Raw genomic sequence first — 16428 nt, forward strand, 5'->3', positions numbered from 1 at the left:
TGAGACCCCACCAGACCGGTGCGTTGGTCCACGAGCCCGCCATCACCTGCTGGACCAGATGCGAGTAGTAGACGCCCCAGTTGCTCACGCACGCGCCCAGTTGCGCGTTGGGGCCGAACTTCTTCATGTCCGAATCCCAGCCGAAGGCGTGCACTTTTTTCTGCTCGGCAGTCTGCATCGTCGCGGTGGAATCGGTGTTCTGGATCAGCACGTCGGCGCCCTGGCCGATCAGCGTTTCGGCCGCCTGTTTTTCGAGGCCCGGGTCGTACCAGCTATTGATCCACAGGACCTTGACCTTCGCATTCGGATTCACCGATCGGGCGCCCATCGTAAAGGCATCGATATTGCGCACGACTTCGGGCACCGGCACGGAGCCGACGAAACCCAGCGTATTGGTTTTAGTCGTATAGCCAGCCACGAGGCCCGCGAGGTACGCGCTCTGATAGGTGCGCACGTCGTAGGTCGCGAAATTCGGCGCTTTCTTGTAGCCGGTTGCGTGCATGAATACGGCGTCCGGATAGTCTTTGGCGACCTTTAATTCGAAGTCCTGAAAGCCGAAACTGGAACCAACGATGATCTTGTTGCCTTTCGCCGCGAGGTCGCGGAATACGCGCTCGGAGTCGGCGGATTCGGGCACATTTTCGACGCGCGTGACCTTGATCTTGTCGCCGTATTGCTTTTCGACCGCCTTTACGCCCTGTTCGTGCGCGTAGGTCCAGCCGGCGTCGCCGGGGTTGCCCAGATAGACGAAGGCGACGCCGACAGGCGCAGTGGCGGCGTGACCGATGCCGCTCGTCAGCGCGGCAAACAGGGCGGTGAGAACGGTGGCGCAGGCGCGGCGAACGCGCGTCTTGGGTGCTTTCATGGAGGCTCCGGAAGAGGGCAAAAATCGTGCGATGGGCCATCTTCACGAGCCAAATATTGGGGAAATATTTGTTGACGTTATCGCCGGTATAACAAAGTTCATATGAAAGGCAGCCGCGGCGGTGCGCCGGGCCCATAAAGCCTTTCCGGGCGGGCATGCCGTATGCGCACCTAAAACGCTTTTGCGCGTATTGCTCGGCCCGCTGGCCAAGCCTGGGGCGATGCGCGATGACTCGCCGTGCGTCGCCGGTATCAAGCCGCAACGGGCAAACTCCCGCTGCGCGGCGCGTGGAACCTGCACAATCCGGTACATGCTCGCCTGAAAGCGGGGCGCGTGCCCATCAAGGAGGAGCGGCTATGACCAGGCATCCCGTGGCAGGCAGTGACCATCCCGTGCCGGCCGGCGCGCAATGCGTCGGCGCTTGCGATCCGGCGGAACACTTCGAGGTCGTGTTGATCCTGCGCCGCCAGGACGAAGCGGGCTTTCGCGCACTGGTGGACGGCATCACAGCAGGCGCCAGGGGCGCCCAGCCAATCTCGCGCGCCGACTACGAGCAGCGCTTTGGCGCGGCCGCGGCCGATGTGAAGCGCGCCGAGGACTTCGCCCGTGCACACGGCCTTGCGATCGTGAAGGCCGACGCTGCGGCGCGGCGCATCGTACTCTCGGGCACCGTGCAGCAGTACAACGACGCATTCGGTGTCGATCTGCAGCGTTTCGAGCATCAGGTCGGCACGCTCAAGCAGCATTTTCGCCAGCCGGTCGGCCCCGTGCATCTGCCCGACGATATGCACGACATCGTCACGGCGGTCGTTGGCCTCGACAGCCGCGCGAAGGTGCAACCGCATTTCCGCATCGAATCGCCATCGGCAGACGACAATCCCATTCACGCGCCGATCCGCGCCGCGCGCGCCGTGAGCCGCTCGTTCACGCCGCTGCAAATGGGCGAGCTTTACGGCTTCCCCGATGGCGACGGCAAGGGTCAATGCATCGCGCTGATCGAAATGGGCGGCGGCTATGCGCAATCCGATCTGCAGGCTTATTTCAGCGCGCTGGGCGTGGCGCAACCGAATGTGCAGGACGTGTCGGTCGATCAGGTGAAGAACGCGCCCACCGGCGACCCCAACGGCCCCGACGCCGAAGTCACGCTGGACGTGGAGATCGCCGGCGCGCTTGCGCCCGCGGCATTGATCGCCGTGTATTTCGCGCCCAATAGCGAGGCCGGTTTCGTCGATGCCGTGAGCGCCGCGCTGCACGACAGCCAGCGCAAGCCCTCGGTCATTTCGATCAGTTGGGGCGCGCCGGAATCCTCGTGGTCGCAGCAATCGCTCGGCGCCCTCAACGATGCCCTGCAAACCGCCGTGGCGCTGGGCGTGACGGTGTGTGCGGCGTCGGGCGACAGCGGCTCGTCGGACGGCGTGGGCGATGGCGCGGATCATGTCGATTTCCCGGCGTCGAGTCCCTATGCGCTTGGCTGCGGCGGCACGCATGTGACGGCGACGAACGGGCGTATCTCGCGCGAGACCGTCTGGAGCAGCGGCGGCGACGGCGCGAGCGGCGGCGGTGTCAGCATGACGTTTGCGCTGCCGGCGTGGCAAAAGGGTTTGCGGCTCGTTCGCGCGACCGGCGGCGCGGGCGCGCTGGTGCGGCGCGGCGTGCCCGATGTAGCCGGCGACGCCGATCCGGCCACGGGCTACGCCGTGCATATTGGTGGCGCGGATACCGTGGTGGGCGGCACGAGCGCGGTCGCGCCGCTCTGGGCCGCGCTGATCGCGCGCATCAACGCGAGCGGCGGCAAAGCGGTGGGCTTCGTCAACGCGAAACTCTACGCGCAGGCCGATGCCTTCAACGACGTGACGAGCGGCAGCAACGGCGACTATGCGGCCGCACCGGGCTGGGACGCCTGCACGGGGCTGGGCACGCCGGTGGGCACGAAAGTGGCCGCCGCGCTCGCATAGGGCGGTGTCTGGCCCGTTCGGTATAGCATCAACGTGGGCGCGGAGCGGGCGAGATTGCACCGTTGCGCCCGGCAGTGCTGGCTTCCTGTTTCCGATGGTATCCGAGGCGCTTCGGAGGTTTCCGAAGCGAAACACGCACATCGATCGCGCATCGCCGGCGTGTCTGGCGCACATGACATACATGGCGCGGGCGATGCAGCAAGGAGACGATATGAACGACGAGGCACAGTCCACGAACGGAAACGGCCACGCCCCGGCAGCGGCCGGCGGCAATGGCAAGCACCGCAGCCCGGCCGACCAGCCGTGCTTCGATCCCACCGCTTACGGCAACGGCCCCGATGACTTCGTCACCGACATGACCGAGAACGCCGCGATCACGCATCACGCGATCCAGGTCGGTAGCGAGGTGATCGCCTATACCGCTACAGCGGGCCATCTCGTCACCGTCGACCCGAGCAGTTCCCAGCCCAACGCCAAGATTTTCTACGTCGCCTTCACGAAAGACGGCGTGCAGGCGCAGGACCGTCCCGTGACGTTCTTCTATAACGGCGGCCCGGGGTCGTCGTCGGTATTCGTGTTGCTGGGATCGTTCGCACCCAGGCGGATCAAGACGTCGATGCCGGGCTTCACGCCGCCCGCGCCCTATACGCTGGAAGACAACCCCGATAGCCTGCTCGATCGCAGCGACCTTATCTTTATCAATCCGGTGGGGACGGGCTATTCGGCGGCGGTGGCGCCGCATCACAACCGCGATTTCTGGGGCGTCGATCAGGATGCCGATTCGCTCAAGCAATTTATCAAGCGCTATCTGAGCGCGAACGATCGCTGGAATTCGCCCAAGTTTCTCTATGGCGAATCGTATGGCACGGCGCGCAGTTGCGTGCTTGCGTACCGGCTGCACGAAGACGGCGTGGACCTGAACGGCATCACGCTGCAATCGTCGATTCTCGATTACACGCAAAGCGGCAACCCGGTGGGCGCCTTGCCCACGGCGGCGGCCGATGCGTGGTTCCATAAGCGCCTGGGCTTGAAGCCCGCGCCGAAGGATCTGGGCGCGTTCGCGGCGCAGGTCGCACAGTTTGCGCGCACCGACTATCGCCTCGCACTGCAAAAATTCCCCGATCCGAAAAACCCCGCGATTCCCGCGACGCTCAAGACACTCTCGCAATACACGGGTATCGACACGCAGACGCTCGAATCGTGGAACCTCGATATCGCTGCTTACGACAGCCGCGGCAATTCGCTCTTTCTCACGACGCTGCTCAAGGACAAGGGCATGGCGCTGGGCTCGTACGACGGGCGCGTAACTGCCATCGACACGGGTATCGCCGGCGATATCGACCCGAACTCGGGCGGCAACGATCCGACCATGACGGCGGTGAGCGGCGTGTACACGGCGATGTGGAACAGCTACCTGAACGAGCAACTCAAGTTCCGCACCAATTCCTCATTCACGGATCTCAACGATCAGGCGTTCAAAAACTGGGACTTCGGGCATATCGACCCGACCGGCGCGCAGAAGGGCCTGGACGCGCAGGGCAATATCGTCCTTTACACGGCCGGCGATCTGGCGGCGGTCATGGCGCTCAATCCCGATCTGCGCGTGCTGTCCGCAAACGGCTATTACGATTTCGTCACGCCGTTCTATCAGACCGTAATTGATCTGCAGAAGATGCCGCTGCTAGACCAGAAAGTGCGCAATAACCTCAGCGCGCGCTTTTATCCATCGGGCCATATGGTGTATCTCGACGGCGCGTCGCGCACCGCGCTCAAGGCCGATCTGGCGAAGCTTTACCAGAGTGCGGTGACGGATCGCCCTGCCATTGCGCGTATTCGCGCGTTGCAGCGCATGAGCACGATGAGCGCGATGCATCACTAGCGCAAGGGCGCGCGGCGTTAGTCGAGGCGTCCACGCGCCATCGCCTCCAGGCAGGCACGCGCGTCGCCCTGCACGATGCGCGCCGCACAGGCGATCATCAGATTCTTTGGCAGACCGAAGTTCTCCACCAGATAACCGCGTTCGCAAATGCGTCCCTGCGGTCCATCCTTAGCGGGCACGCGCTCGATCAGCGCGCCCTGATCGGTCGTATAGGCCCAGACTTCCTTGCCTAGCGCGGCGGCGTAACCGATTTCGAAGGCTGTGCCCGAGTCCGGCTCGCCCGGTCCGCGAAAATCATCGACATTGGCCATGACGATGTCGGCGCTGCGGATCGCGTCGATATTGGCGCGATAGATCCACGCGGCCTGACGCGGACCATCCAGATCGGCGGGCACCTGGGCATCGAGCGGATACAGTCCTTCGAAGCCGAATTCGGCGCAGGCGGCGACGAGGCGCGCGCCGTGTTCGATAGCGTCGAGGCGGAACACGTCGAAGCCCGCGAGATACACGCGCGGGCGGCGGGGCGAAGCGGCAAGAGTCATGGCGTGTGTTCCTCCTGGCGGATGTTGCGCGAGCGTTGCGATACGAAATACCGTGAAACCCGAACGCCGATTCTAGCCTGCGGCGCCCGGCCATGCAGATTGGGCTTGTCTTACGAATGGTTGACAGGTTTACAGGCAGCCCGCTACGATCGTGCCGGCTTCATGTTATTTGCATGCTGGCAGCGCTACCGGTAACATCCGCGCATCCAGCCGATGCATCCAGAACACGTAGAAGCGCACCGGGGGAAAAGCAGCCAATCGCTCCGATTTTCCGGCACACCATGTGGAGACCATGAACACAATCGCCAGCGGCCTGTCGAGCGCCGCACAACAACAACTCGAATCCCGGGCTTACGCAAAGGCCACTTTGCGCCTGTTGCCTTTTCTGTTTCTCTGCTACGTCGCGGCCTATCTGGATCGTGTGAACGTGGGCTTCGCGAAGCTGCAAATGCTCAGCGACCTGCAATTCAGCGAGACCGTTTATGGCCTTGGCGCAGGCATTTTCTTCATCGGCTATTTTTTCTTCGAAGTGCCGAGCAATCTGTTGATGCACAAGGTAGGCGCACGCGTGTGGATCGCGCGCATCATGCTCACATGGGCCGTGATTTCAGCGGCATCGCTATTCGTCACTACGCCCACACAGTTCTATATCGTGCGGTTTTTGCTGGGCGTGGCCGAAGCGGGCTTCTTTCCCGGCATCGTGCTCTATCTCACGTACTGGTTTCCCGCTGCGCGGCGCAGCCGCATGAATGCGCTGTTCATGATCGGCATTCCGGTCGCGGGCGTGCTGGGCGGGCCGCTTTCGGGCTGGATTCTCGCGGCGTTCGACGGCCGTGACGGCTGGGCAAGCTGGCAATGGCTGTTCCTCATCGAGGCGGTGCCGTCGTTCGTGCTGGGCGTGATTACGCTGTTCTATCTGCCCAACAGCATTCGCGCCGCGAAGTGGCTGACGAATGAAGAGCGCGCCGTGCTTGAAAAGAACATCGAACTCGATCAGGCCGGCAAGGGACATGCGTCGGTCGCTTCGGTGTTCGGCAATGGCCGCGTGTGGCTGATGGCAGGCATCTACTTCTGCTGCATGATGGGTCTTTACGGCATCAGCTTCTATCTGCCGACACTTATCAAGGCAAGCGGCGTGAAGAATGCGCTCGACGTGGGCCTGCTCACCGCAATTCCCTATGCCTGCGCGGTATTCAGCATGTTGTTCGTCGCGAGGAGCGCGGACCGCAACGGCGAGCGCCGCTGGCATTTTGCTATCGCTTCGTTCGCGTCGGCGCTCGGGCTGTATTTCAGCACCGTGTTTGCCAGCAACGTACCGCTGGCGTTGCTCGCGCTTTCCGTGGGCGCGGCGGGCATGCTCGCGACCATGCCGGTGTTCTGGGCGTGGCCGAGCGCGATTCTTGCGGGCGGGTCGGCTGCGGCGGCAATCGGCATGATCAATTCGATCGGCAATCTTGCTGGCTTCGTGAGCCCATCGATCATCGGCTGGATGAAGGACGTCACGCACAGCACCAACGCAGGCATGTATTGCGTGGCGGCGGCGATGGCGCTGGGCGCGGCGCTCGCGCTGCTGCAGCCGAAGGAAATCGTCAATAGCCGGGCGAAGCACGGCGCTTGATGCACTTGCTGTGCTTGCATAGCGACTGAAAAGCAGCGGATGCGTCCGCTGCTTTTTTTTCGCCGGAGTTTCCTGCTTGTGGGCACGCACGCTAACATCATGGCTCGCCCGCGCAACGGGCTTCATGGCTGCAACATCGATATGGAACAGCGAGCATGAGAAAGCGAGACCGGATTCGTGCAGCGCGGGCGCTGGCCTTGGGGCTATGCATGCTGCTGGGGCTGGCGCTGCCGCACGCGGCGCGCGCGCAGGTCGCACAGCCCACACTGGAGAAGATCCAGGCCGCCAATCGCATCGCCGTTGGCTATCGCGAGGCGTCCGTGCCGTTTTCGTACCGGGACGCGGACGGCAAGGTGATCGGCTTTTCGCAGGATATCTGCGATCGCATCATCGCAGCGGTGAAAGCCCGAACGCAGCGCCCGAATCTCGAAGTGCGCTTTATTCCGGTGACCTCGCAGAACCGCATTCCGCTGGTGCAAAACGGTACCGTCGATCTGGAATGCGGTGTCACGACGCATCTGCGCGCCCGCCAGAGCCAGGTGACGTTTTCGAATACCTTTTTCGTTGCGGGCACGCGTCTGCTCACACACAAGGATTCGGGCATTCACGATTTCAGGGATCTGGTGGGCAAGAGCGTACTCACCAATCAGGGCACCAATTCCGAGCGCATCCTGCGGACCATGAATCTGCAGAAACAGATGGATATGCGCGTGATCAGCGCGAGAGACTATATCGAAGGACGCGAGTCGATCGAGGCCGGCCGCGCCGTCGCCTACATGATGGACGATGTGCTGCTGGCGGGCGTGAGATCGTTGACGACGCATCCATCGGACTGGGTCATCGTCGGCACGCCGCAATCCTGGGAAGCCTATGCATTCATGATGCGTAACGGCGATCCCGCTTTCCGGCAGCTCGTGAACGACACGATGAGCGCGCTCATGAAGAGCGGCGAAATGGCCGCGCTCTACCACAAGTGGTTCGAGCAGCCGGTTCCCCCGCACGGCGTCACGATCGATTTTCCGATGACTGCGCAGTTGCGGGCGCTCTATGCGGCTCCCGACGACCACGCGCTCGACTGAACGCTCGACGAGCTTCGCGAGGTCCGACCTCAAATCGCGGGCTTTTTTGGGGCAGGCCGCGCAGACATGAGATGATCTCGGTCCTGAAAGAAGCGCGCCCGCGGGTGGCTGCGCAGCAATTGACCAATTGACCGATTGGGAGCGGACATGCAGGAACAAGGCAGCAACGTGGTGGGTACGGTAGTGATCGTCGGAGCAGGGCACGCGGGCGGCAACGCGGCGGCCATGCTGCGCCAGTATGGTTTCGAAGGGCGCGTCGTGCTGGTGGGCGAAGAGCCGGTGCCGCCGTATCACCGGCCGCCGCTCAGCAAGGCCTATCTCAAGGGCGAAGCGGACGTCGAGCGCCTCTGGCTCAAACCGCGCCAGTTCTACGAGGACCAGCGCATCGAGCTGAAGCTCGGCGTGGCCGCGCAGTCGCTCGACCGCGCGAATCATACGCTCACGCTCGCCGACGGCACCGCGCTGCAGTACGACAAGCTGATTCTCGCGAATGGCTCCACGCCGCGCGCGCTGACTGTGCCGGGCCACGATCTGGCCGGTGTGGTGGCGCTGCGCTCGCTGGCGGACGCCGATGTGCTGCGCGAGCGCGTCAAGCCCGGAGAAAAGCTGGTGGTGATTGGCGCGGGTTATATCGGCCTGGAAGCCGCTGCGGCTGCGCGCCAGCTCGGCCACGACGTCACGGTGCTCGAAGCCGCGCCGCGCGTGCTGGGCCGCGTGACGGGCGAAACCATCTCCTCGTTCTATGAAAACGAACATCGCGCGCAAGGCGTCGATCTGCGTCTGAATGCGAAGATCGAGTCGCTGGTGGGCGAGAACGGCAAGCTTACCGGCGTGCAACTGGCGGGCGGCGAGATCGTGCCCGCGACGCTCGCGCTGATCGGCATCGGCATTTCGCCGAACGTCGCGCTGGCCGAAAACGCAGGCATTGTCTGCGCCAACGGCGTGCAGGTGGACGACGACGCGCGTACGTCCGACCCGGACGTGTTCGCGATCGGCGACTGCGCGAGCCGTCCGCTTTCGCATTACGGGCGCACGGGCCGTCTGGAGAGCGTGCACAACGCGGTGGAGCAGGCGAAGCTGGCGGCGTCGGCCATCGTCGGCAAGGCTCGTCCCGCGTGCGACGCGCCGTGGTTCTGGTCGGATCAGTACGATCTGAAGCTGCAGACCGTGGGCCTGCACGAAGGCTTTGATGAGACCGTCGTGCGCGGCGATCCGGCTGCGCGCCGTTTCGCCGTCTATTATCTGAAGAATGGCGCGCTGCTGGCGGTCGATGCCGTGGCGTCGATGCCCGACTTCCTGTGTGGCAAGAAGCTCGTCGGCTCGGGCAAGACGCTTGACGTGGCCGCCTTGCGCGATCCGGCTACCGATATCGGCAAGTTCGCGGCGGCCACGCTGGCCTGAGACGCCGGGCGGCAGTTTCAGGCAATCGCATGAAAGCTTGATCTGCATGCCAGGGTGCCTGGGCAGGGTTGCACTATCATCGCGCACGCGCCGCGCCGGCGAGAGTTTCTCCCGGCGCGGCCGCCCCAAACTGGCGGCGCATCTCGCACCGCCTGCATGCGAGATCCGCTCGATGAACACCCACGGCCACCCAGAATCCGCCCAACCTTCCGCTGAAATACCGAAAGTTTCCGATCTGCAACGGGGTCGGATCTCGGCGCGTTTCGCATCGCGATCGGCGGCCGGTTCCGCGAGCGGCGACACGCCGCTGCTCGCCGGGCCGGAAGGCATCCGCTTCGACTTCAACTATGGATGCCGTGTACAGGTGCCGGTAGCGGGCTGGCGCGTGCGCATGCACGATCTCGATACGCAGAATCTCATTTTCGACGCGGTGCTCGCGCAAGGCGAAATCGCGGCCAGCCGCCGTAAGTATTTCGTGCGCTTTCTGCTAGAAGTGTTCGACGGCGAGCGCCGGGTGTTTTCGCATACGTTTGACGCGCAGGGGCGGCGCGTCTGGATGACACTCGGTTCCGGGGCGCTCGGCGACGCCATCGCCTGGGTGCCGGCGATCGAGGCGTTCCGGCAGCGATACGGCGGCGAAGTGACCGTCGAGATGAAGCCCTGGCTGCATGCGCTGTTCCAGGAGGGTTATCCGGCGCTGCGTTTCGTATCGGAATCGCCGCAACAGGATCACGAAAATGGCGAGCCGGTTTATGCGACCTACGGCGTCGGCTGCTATTCCCCTTATACCGACCGCGACCATCAACCGACCGATCCGCGCGTGAGCAGCCTGCAGGATTTTGCTTCCTACATGCTGGGCGTCCCGGCAGTGGAGCGGCGCACGAACATCGTCGTTGCCGACCGTGTACGCAAGGTGCCCGAGCCTTACGTCTGCATCGCGGTGCAGGCCTCGGCGCAATGCAAGTACTGGAACAACCCGGACGGCTGGCGCACGCTCGTGGCGCACCTGAAGTCGCGCGGCTATCGCGTGCTGTGTATCGACCGCGATCGCGAATACGGCCTGCCTGGCGCGCTGAACACAATGCCCGAAGGCGCGGAAGACTTCACCGGCGAACTGCCCTTGCAGGAGCGCGCGAGCCTGCTGATGCACGCGGACTTCTTCGTCGGGCTGGGCAGCGGGCTGTCGTGGCTCGCGTGGGCCGTGGGCGTGCCCGTCGCGCTGATCAGCGGCTTTTCGCATCCGAACGCCGAATTCCGCACGCCCTGGCGCATCATCAATTTTCACGCCTGCAATAGTTGCTACAACGACCTCGCATTCGAATTCGGCGGCGATTTCGAGTGGTGCCCGCGTCATGCGAACGATGCGATGCGCTACCAGTGCACCAAGGCGATCACGCCGGGCCACGTGATCCGCGTGGTGGACGACCTGATCGCTTCGCGCTGGGATCGCAACGGAACCGCTATGTGTCCCCGTTGACGCGGCATGCGCGACGTCTCGGCTAGAATGCTTGCGCGGCGAAGGCGCCGACATTCGAGGAGATCGACGCGATGGAACCACGCTCCCGTTTCGGCGCGAGCCTGCTGCCTTATCTGCTGATCGGACCGCAGCTTGCGGTTACCGCTATTTTCTTTCTCTGGCCTGCGGGCGTCGCGCTGCTGCAGTCCACCCAGTCGCAGGATGCCTTCGGAACCTCGTCCGAATTCGTTGGCCTGGCCAACTTCACGCGGCTCTTACAGGACCCGCTGTACCTGGGCTCCGTCAAGACCACGCTGGTGTTTACCGTGCTCGTGACCGTGTGCGGCCTGGCACTGTCGCTCATGCTCGCCGGCATGGCGCACCATGTCACGCGCGGCAAGCGCTTCTATCAGACCTTCCTGATCTGGCCGTATGCGGTCGCGCCGGTAATCGCGGCGGTCCTGTGGGGCTTCCTGTTCAATCCGAGCATTGGACTCGTAACGTATGCGCTCGCGCGCGTGCATGTGATCTGGAATCACGCGCTCAACCCCGGGCAGGCGATGACGCTGATTGTGATCGCATCCGTGTGGCAGCAGATCAGCTACAACTTTCTGTTCTTTTATGCGGGTTTGCAGGCGATTCCGCAGTCGTTGTTCGAAGCCGCAGCCATCGACGGCGCGGGACCGGTGCGGCGCTTCTTCGGCATTGCTTTTCCCTTGCTGTCGCCCACGAGTTTCTTTCTGCTGGTCGTAAACGTCGTCTACGCGCTGTTCGACACGTTCCCGGTGATCGACGCGGCCACCGGCGGCGGTCCCGGCCAGGCCACGCGCACGCTGGTCTACAAGATTTTCGACGAGGGTTTTCGCGGCCTCGATATCGGCAGTTCGGGCGCGCAATCGGTCGTGCTGATGCTGCTGGTGATCGGCCTCACGATCTTCCAGTTCCGCTTTATCGAACGGCGGGTGCAATACTGATGGTCGAAAATCGCCGCTTTTTCAATCTCTTCTGCCACGCGATGCTGCTGCTCGGCGTTGCTGTCGTGGCCTTTCCCGTCTATGTCGCATTCTGTGCGGCCACGATGAACGAGCAGCAGGTGTTCAGCGTGCCGCTTTCGCTCGTGCCCGGCACACATCTGCTTGAAAACATGGAGACAGTCTGGAAGGTCGGCACCGGCAGCGCGGCCAGTCCGTTCGGCAAGATGCTGTTCAACAGCGTGATTACCGCGCTGGTGATTGCGGTGGGCAAGATTGTGATTTCGATTCTGTCCGCCTATGCAATCGTGTTCTTTCGCTTTCCGTTTCGCCGCCTGTCGTTCTGGCTGATTTTCGTGACGCTCATGCTGCCTGTGGAAGTGCGTATCTTTCCCACCGTGCAGGTGGCAGCCACGCTGCATCTCACCAACACCTATGCGGGCCTCACGCTGCCGCTGATCGCGTCCGCCACGGCGACGTTTCTGTTTCGGCAGTTCTTCCTCACGCTGCCCAACGAATTGATCGAGGCCGCGCGCATCGATGGAGCGGGCGCTCTGCGCTTCTTCTGGGACGTCGTGCTGCCGCTGTCGAAGACAAATATCGCGTCGCTCTTCGTCATCACCTTCATCTACGGCTGGAACCAGTATTTATGGCCGATCCTGATGTCGAGCACGGCGTCGATGACCACATCCGTGGTCGGCATCAAGAGCATGATTGCGAGTGGCGACGCCGCGACGCAATGGCAGCTCGTGATGTGCGCGACGATGATCGCCATGCTGCCGCCACTCGTGGTCGTGCTGGCGATGCAGCGCTGGTTCGTGCGCGGGCTGGTCGATGTCGAGAAATGAGCCTGAAACAAGGTACCAAAGAGGAGAGGGCATGGCGGCGCTGAGCATGCGGAGCGTGACGAAGTCCTACGATGGGGCACAGCAGGTGTTGCACGGCATCGACGTGGAGGTGGCCGACGGCGAATTCATGGTGCTGGTCGGGCCGTCCGGTTGCGGGAAATCGACACTGCTGCGCATGGTGGCGGGACTCGAAAGCGTGAGCAGCGGCGAGATCGCGATTGGCGGCAAGGTGGTCAACCGTATGGAGCCGAAAGACCGCGACATCGCCATGGTGTTCCAGAACTACGCGCTTTATCCGCACATGACGGTGGCGCGCAATATGGGCTATAGCCTTAAATTGCAGGGCTTGGACCGGCGCGAGATCGATGCGCGTGTGGCTGCTGCCGCGGACATTCTCGAACTGGGCGCGCTGCTCGCGCGCAAGCCGCGCGAACTCTCGGGCGGGCAGCGCCAGCGCGTGGCGATGGGGCGCGCGATCGTGCGCGAGCCGGCGGTGTTTCTCTTCGACGAACCACTTTCCAATCTCGACGCCAAACTGCGCGTGCAGATGCGCCTTGAAATCCAGCGCCTGCATGCGAGATTGCGCACCACGAGCCTTTACGTCACGCACGACCAGATCGAGGCGATGACGCTCGCGCAGCGCGTGATGGTGCTCAACGGCGGTCGCGCGGAACAGGTCGGTACGCCGGGCGAGGTCTACGAGCGACCCGCTTCGATGTTCGTGGCCGGGTTTATCGGCTCGCCGGCCATGAACCTGCTGCACGGGCGCGTGAGTGCCGATGGGCGGCAGTTCGAGACAGCCGGTATGGGGCCGCATCTGCCGTTGCCGTCAGAGGGGCTGGCGCCTGCAGTGCGCGCACAACTGGAACCGGGGCGCGAATGCGTTCTGGGCTTGCGTCCTGAGCATATGTACGACGCGAACGGTAGCGACAGCGGCGCCAAGCCCGTTACGCTCGAAGTCGAAACCTGCGAACTGCTGGGCGCGGACAACCTTGCGCATGGCCGCTGGGGCAGCAACGAAGTGATCGTGCGGCTGCCGCACGAAACGCGACCCGCGCGCGGCGAGCGCATCGCCGTGCGCCTGCCGGCCGCACGCCTGCATTTCTTCGATCCGGCTGGGGGCATGCGCCTCGGCTAAGCCAGCCATGTCGTAACATGTCGCTTTGGGCCGGCGCCGCGCCGGTTCGTGCCGTGTTTCGCTTCGGAAAGCGGGCGCGGCGCAACACGTTTCTTATCGGCAACAGACACGACCAGGCGACATGGCCGCATCCTTCACGCTTCGATTCCGCGCGCGCGCGGCGAATTATTCGCTCTTTTCAAATTGGAGCCGCATTTGAGCGCGCGCGAACTGCCCACCGGACTGATGCTCGTCCACGGCAACGAGCCGGAGCGCCTGCGCGATCTGATCGTCAACTGGATAAGCCAGCATCCAATTGGGCCGCTCGAAAAGGAAATGCTGCTGGTGCAGAGTAACGGCATCGCGCAGTGGCTCAAGCTGGCGTTCGCGGCCGATCCGCAGGATGGCGGCTGTGGCATCGCGGCGGCGCTGGAAATGTCGCTACCTTCGCGGTTTCTCTGGGCCGTCTATCGCGCGGTGCTCGGCGAGGAGGCCGTGCCGGCCGTCTCGCCGTTCGACAAGTCGCGTCTGGTCTGGCGTCTCATGCGCATGCTGCCCGCGCTGCTCGACGAGCCTGGCTACGAGCCGCTCAAGCGTTTCATGGCGCACGACGAAGAGCAGCGCAAGTGCTTCCAGCTCGCCCAGCGCGTGGCCGATCTGTTCGACCAGTACCAGGTCTATCGCGCCGACTGGCTAGCCGCCTGGGCCGCGCACGACGATGTGGTGATCGACGCACGCAATAACCGCGTGCCGCTCGCCGACGACGCGCGCTGGCAGGCCGCGCTCTGGCGCGCCTTGCTGGACGACGTGAGCGAACAGGCGGGGGATGGGCCGCAAGGCAGCGCGCTTGTGCAGACCGGCCGCGCCGCCGTGCACGATCTCTTCATGCAGCGCGCGCAGAACTGGCAGGAAGGCGATGCGCGGCCGCGCGGGCTGCCGCGCCGCCTGGTGGTGTTCGGCATTTCGAGTCTGCCGCGCCAGTCGCTTGAAGTGCTCGCCGCGCTGGCGCGCTGGAGCCAGGTGCTGCTGTGCGTGCACAACCCCTGCATGCACTACTGGGCCGATATCGTCGCCGACCAGGACTTGTTGCGCGCGCGTCACGCACGCCAGCGCCGCCGCGCGGGCGCGCCTGCTGTGCTCGACGACTCGCAACTGCATCTGCACGCGCAGCCCTTGCTGGCGGCGTGGGGCAAGCAGGGCCGCGATTTCATCGGCCTGCTCGACGAATACGACAGTGACGAGGCGCGCGAGACCTATACGCCGCATTTCACGCGTATCGGCCAGCGTATCGATCTGTTCGACGGCGGCGAGGCGCATACGCTGCTGCAACAGCTACAGGACGATATCCGCGATCTGCGGCCTTTGCCCGAGACGCGCGAGCACTGGCCCGCAGTCGATCCGCAGGTGGACGATTCGATCCGCTTTCACGTCGCGCACAGCGCGCAGCGCGAAGTGGAGATCCTTTACGATCGCCTGCTTGCCGCATTCGCTGCGGACCCCGCCTTGCGCCCGCGTGACGTGATCGTGATGGTGCCCGACATCGAGGTCTATACACCGCATATTCAGGCCGTATTCGGTCTCGTCGATGGCGACGATCCTCGCTACATCCCGTTCAGTATCGCGGACCGCGCACAGCGCGCGTTCGATCCGCTGATCGGCGCGCTGGAGATGCTGCTGTCGCTACCGCACGCGCGTGTGACGGTCAGCGACGTGCTCGATCTGCTCGAAGTGCCGGCCGTGCGCGCGCGCTTTGGCATCGACGCCGAAGACGTGCCGACCCTGCGCAACTGGATCGACGGCGCGAATATCCGCTGGGGCCTGCACGCGCAGCAGCGCGCGAGCCTGGGCCTGCCGCAAGGCGCGCAGGACAGCGCGCCCAATAGCTGGTTGTTCGGACTGCGACGCATGTTGCTCGGCTATGCGGCAGGCGACCGCGCGGGCGCGTGGCGCGGCATCGAACCGTATGACGGGATCGGCGGTCTCGACGCGGCCTTGCTCGGGCCGCTCACGCGCCTGATCGATGCGCTCGACAATGCCTGGCGCACGCTGAGCGAACCGGCTACCGTCGATGACTGGTGCGTGCGTCTGCGCGCGCTCAAGGCCACCTTCTTCGCCGCCGACGAGGGCGACGACGCCTATACCCTGGAGCGTCTGGACAATGCCTTGCAGACGTGGCGCGACGCCTGCAACGAGGCCGCGCTCACGCAAACGCTGCCGCTGGCGATCGTCGCGGAAAACTGGCTTGGCCAGCTTGACGGCGGCGGCCTTGCGCAGCGCTTTTTCGCGGGCGCGGTGACGTTCGCCACGCTCATGCCAATGCGGGCGATTCCGTTTCGCTACGTCTGTCTGCTCGGCATGAACGACGGCGATTATCCGCGCAGCCGCACGCCGCTCGACTTCGACCTGATGCGCCGCGACTATCGTCCCGGCGACCGTTCGCGCCGCGAGGACGACCGCTATCTGTTCCTCGAAGCGCTGCTGTCCGCGCGCGACCATCTACATATTTCGTGGGTGGGCCGCAGCGTGACCGACAACACGCCACGTCCGCCTTCGGTGCTCGTCGGGCAATTGCGCGACCATCTGAAGACGGGCTGGCGGCTCGAAGACGATGAAGCCGACAAGACACACAAACTCGTCGACGCGCTGACGATCGAACATCGCCTGCAGCCGTTCAGTGCCGATTACTTTCCTGCCGAC

General features: G+C 64.0%; 12 protein-coding genes. 10 read left to right on the forward strand and 2 right to left on the reverse strand.

The window, feature by feature from the left end:
• A partial coding sequence (locus VG320_RS29740; protein WP_327203661.1) for a BMP family ABC transporter substrate-binding protein occupies window positions 1–865 on the reverse strand: 865 nt, incomplete at its 3' end.
• Window positions 866–1221: 356 nt separating this feature from the next.
• On the opposite strand from VG320_RS29740, the gene VG320_RS29745 reads away from it, so the two are divergent.
• Entirely contained in the window at window positions 1222–2820 is a 1599-nt protein-coding gene (locus tag VG320_RS29745) for a S53 family peptidase (RefSeq protein WP_327203662.1), read from the forward strand.
• A gap of 193 nt (window positions 2821–3013) precedes the next feature.
• Window positions 3014–4699: a S10 family peptidase gene (locus VG320_RS29750; RefSeq protein ID WP_414696166.1), complete on the forward strand. Its 1686-nt coding sequence runs from the start codon at window positions 3014–3016 to the stop codon at window positions 4697–4699.
• A 17-nt stretch (window positions 4700–4716) separates the two neighbouring features.
• On the opposite strand, the gene VG320_RS29755 is transcribed toward VG320_RS29750, so the two are convergent.
• Window positions 4717–5241: a nucleoside 2-deoxyribosyltransferase gene (locus VG320_RS29755; protein ID WP_327203664.1), complete on the reverse strand. Its 525-nt coding sequence runs from the start codon at window positions 5239–5241 to the stop codon at window positions 4717–4719.
• A 292-nt stretch (window positions 5242–5533) separates the two neighbouring features.
• Between VG320_RS29755 and VG320_RS29760 the strand changes: the two genes are divergently transcribed.
• The 8 genes from VG320_RS29760 to recC form a co-directional block, all read left to right on the forward strand.
• The gene (locus tag VG320_RS29760) at window positions 5534–6859 is read left to right on the forward strand and encodes an MFS transporter (protein WP_327203665.1); all 1326 of its coding nucleotides are present in this window, start codon (window positions 5534–5536) and stop codon (window positions 6857–6859) included.
• A gap of 209 nt (window positions 6860–7068) precedes the next feature.
• Window positions 7069–7938, forward strand: a complete 870-nt coding sequence (locus VG320_RS29765; protein ID WP_327203672.1) for a transporter substrate-binding domain-containing protein — start codon at window positions 7069–7071, stop codon at window positions 7936–7938.
• A 147-nt stretch (window positions 7939–8085) separates the two neighbouring features.
• The gene (locus tag VG320_RS29770; protein ID WP_327203666.1) at window positions 8086–9339 is read left to right on the forward strand and encodes an NAD(P)/FAD-dependent oxidoreductase; all 1254 of its coding nucleotides are present in this window, start codon (window positions 8086–8088) and stop codon (window positions 9337–9339) included.
• A 172-nt stretch (window positions 9340–9511) separates the two neighbouring features.
• Window positions 9512–10816, forward strand: a complete 1305-nt coding sequence (locus VG320_RS29775; RefSeq protein ID WP_327203667.1) for an autotransporter strand-loop-strand O-heptosyltransferase — start codon at window positions 9512–9514, stop codon at window positions 10814–10816.
• A gap of 71 nt (window positions 10817–10887) precedes the next feature.
• Window positions 10888–11769, forward strand: a complete 882-nt coding sequence (gene ugpA, locus VG320_RS29780; RefSeq protein WP_327203668.1) for a sn-glycerol-3-phosphate ABC transporter permease UgpA — start codon at window positions 10888–10890, stop codon at window positions 11767–11769.
• Complete coding sequence (gene ugpE / locus VG320_RS29785) at window positions 11769–12614, forward strand: sn-glycerol-3-phosphate ABC transporter permease UgpE (RefSeq protein WP_327203669.1); 846 nt, start codon at window positions 11769–11771, stop codon at window positions 12612–12614. Before ugpA ends, ugpE begins: the two co-directional genes overlap by 1 nt.
• 31 nt (window positions 12615–12645) lie before the next feature.
• Entirely contained in the window at window positions 12646–13752 is a 1107-nt protein-coding gene (locus tag VG320_RS29790; RefSeq protein ID WP_327203670.1) for a sn-glycerol-3-phosphate import ATP-binding protein UgpC, read from the forward strand.
• Window positions 13753–13947: 195 nt separating this feature from the next.
• The coding region (gene recC / locus VG320_RS29795) for an exodeoxyribonuclease V subunit gamma (RefSeq protein ID WP_327203671.1) at window positions 13948–16428 on the forward strand (2481 nt) is incomplete at its 3' end.

The sequence above is a fragment of the Paraburkholderia sp. genome (genome assembly GCF_035948235.1).
Classification (GTDB): Bacteria; Pseudomonadota; Gammaproteobacteria; order Burkholderiales; family Burkholderiaceae; genus Paraburkholderia.

Bases quoted from the DNA above. Each gene is read 5' to 3' on its own strand.
- VG320_RS29745 (WP_327203662.1), top strand. From the start codon at position 1,222: ATGACCAGGCATCCCGTGGCAGGCAGTGACCATCCCGTGCCGGCCGGC.
- VG320_RS29750 (WP_414696166.1), top strand. From the start codon at position 3,014: ATGCAGCAAGGAGACGATATGAACGACGAGGCACAGTCCACGAACGGA.
- VG320_RS29755 (WP_327203664.1), bottom strand. From the start codon at position 5,241: ATGACTCTTGCCGCTTCGCCCCGCCGCCCGCGCGTGTATCTCGCGGGC.
- VG320_RS29760 (WP_327203665.1), top strand. From the start codon at position 5,534: ATGAACACAATCGCCAGCGGCCTGTCGAGCGCCGCACAACAACAACTC.
- VG320_RS29765 (WP_327203672.1), top strand. From the start codon at position 7,069: ATGCTGCTGGGGCTGGCGCTGCCGCACGCGGCGCGCGCGCAGGTCGCA.
- VG320_RS29770 (WP_327203666.1), top strand. From the start codon at position 8,086: ATGCAGGAACAAGGCAGCAACGTGGTGGGTACGGTAGTGATCGTCGGA.
- VG320_RS29775 (WP_327203667.1), top strand. From the start codon at position 9,512: ATGAACACCCACGGCCACCCAGAATCCGCCCAACCTTCCGCTGAAATA.
- ugpA (WP_327203668.1), top strand. From the start codon at position 10,888: ATGGAACCACGCTCCCGTTTCGGCGCGAGCCTGCTGCCTTATCTGCTG.
- ugpE (WP_327203669.1), top strand. From the start codon at position 11,769: ATGGTCGAAAATCGCCGCTTTTTCAATCTCTTCTGCCACGCGATGCTG.
- VG320_RS29790 (WP_327203670.1), top strand. From the start codon at position 12,646: ATGGCGGCGCTGAGCATGCGGAGCGTGACGAAGTCCTACGATGGGGCA.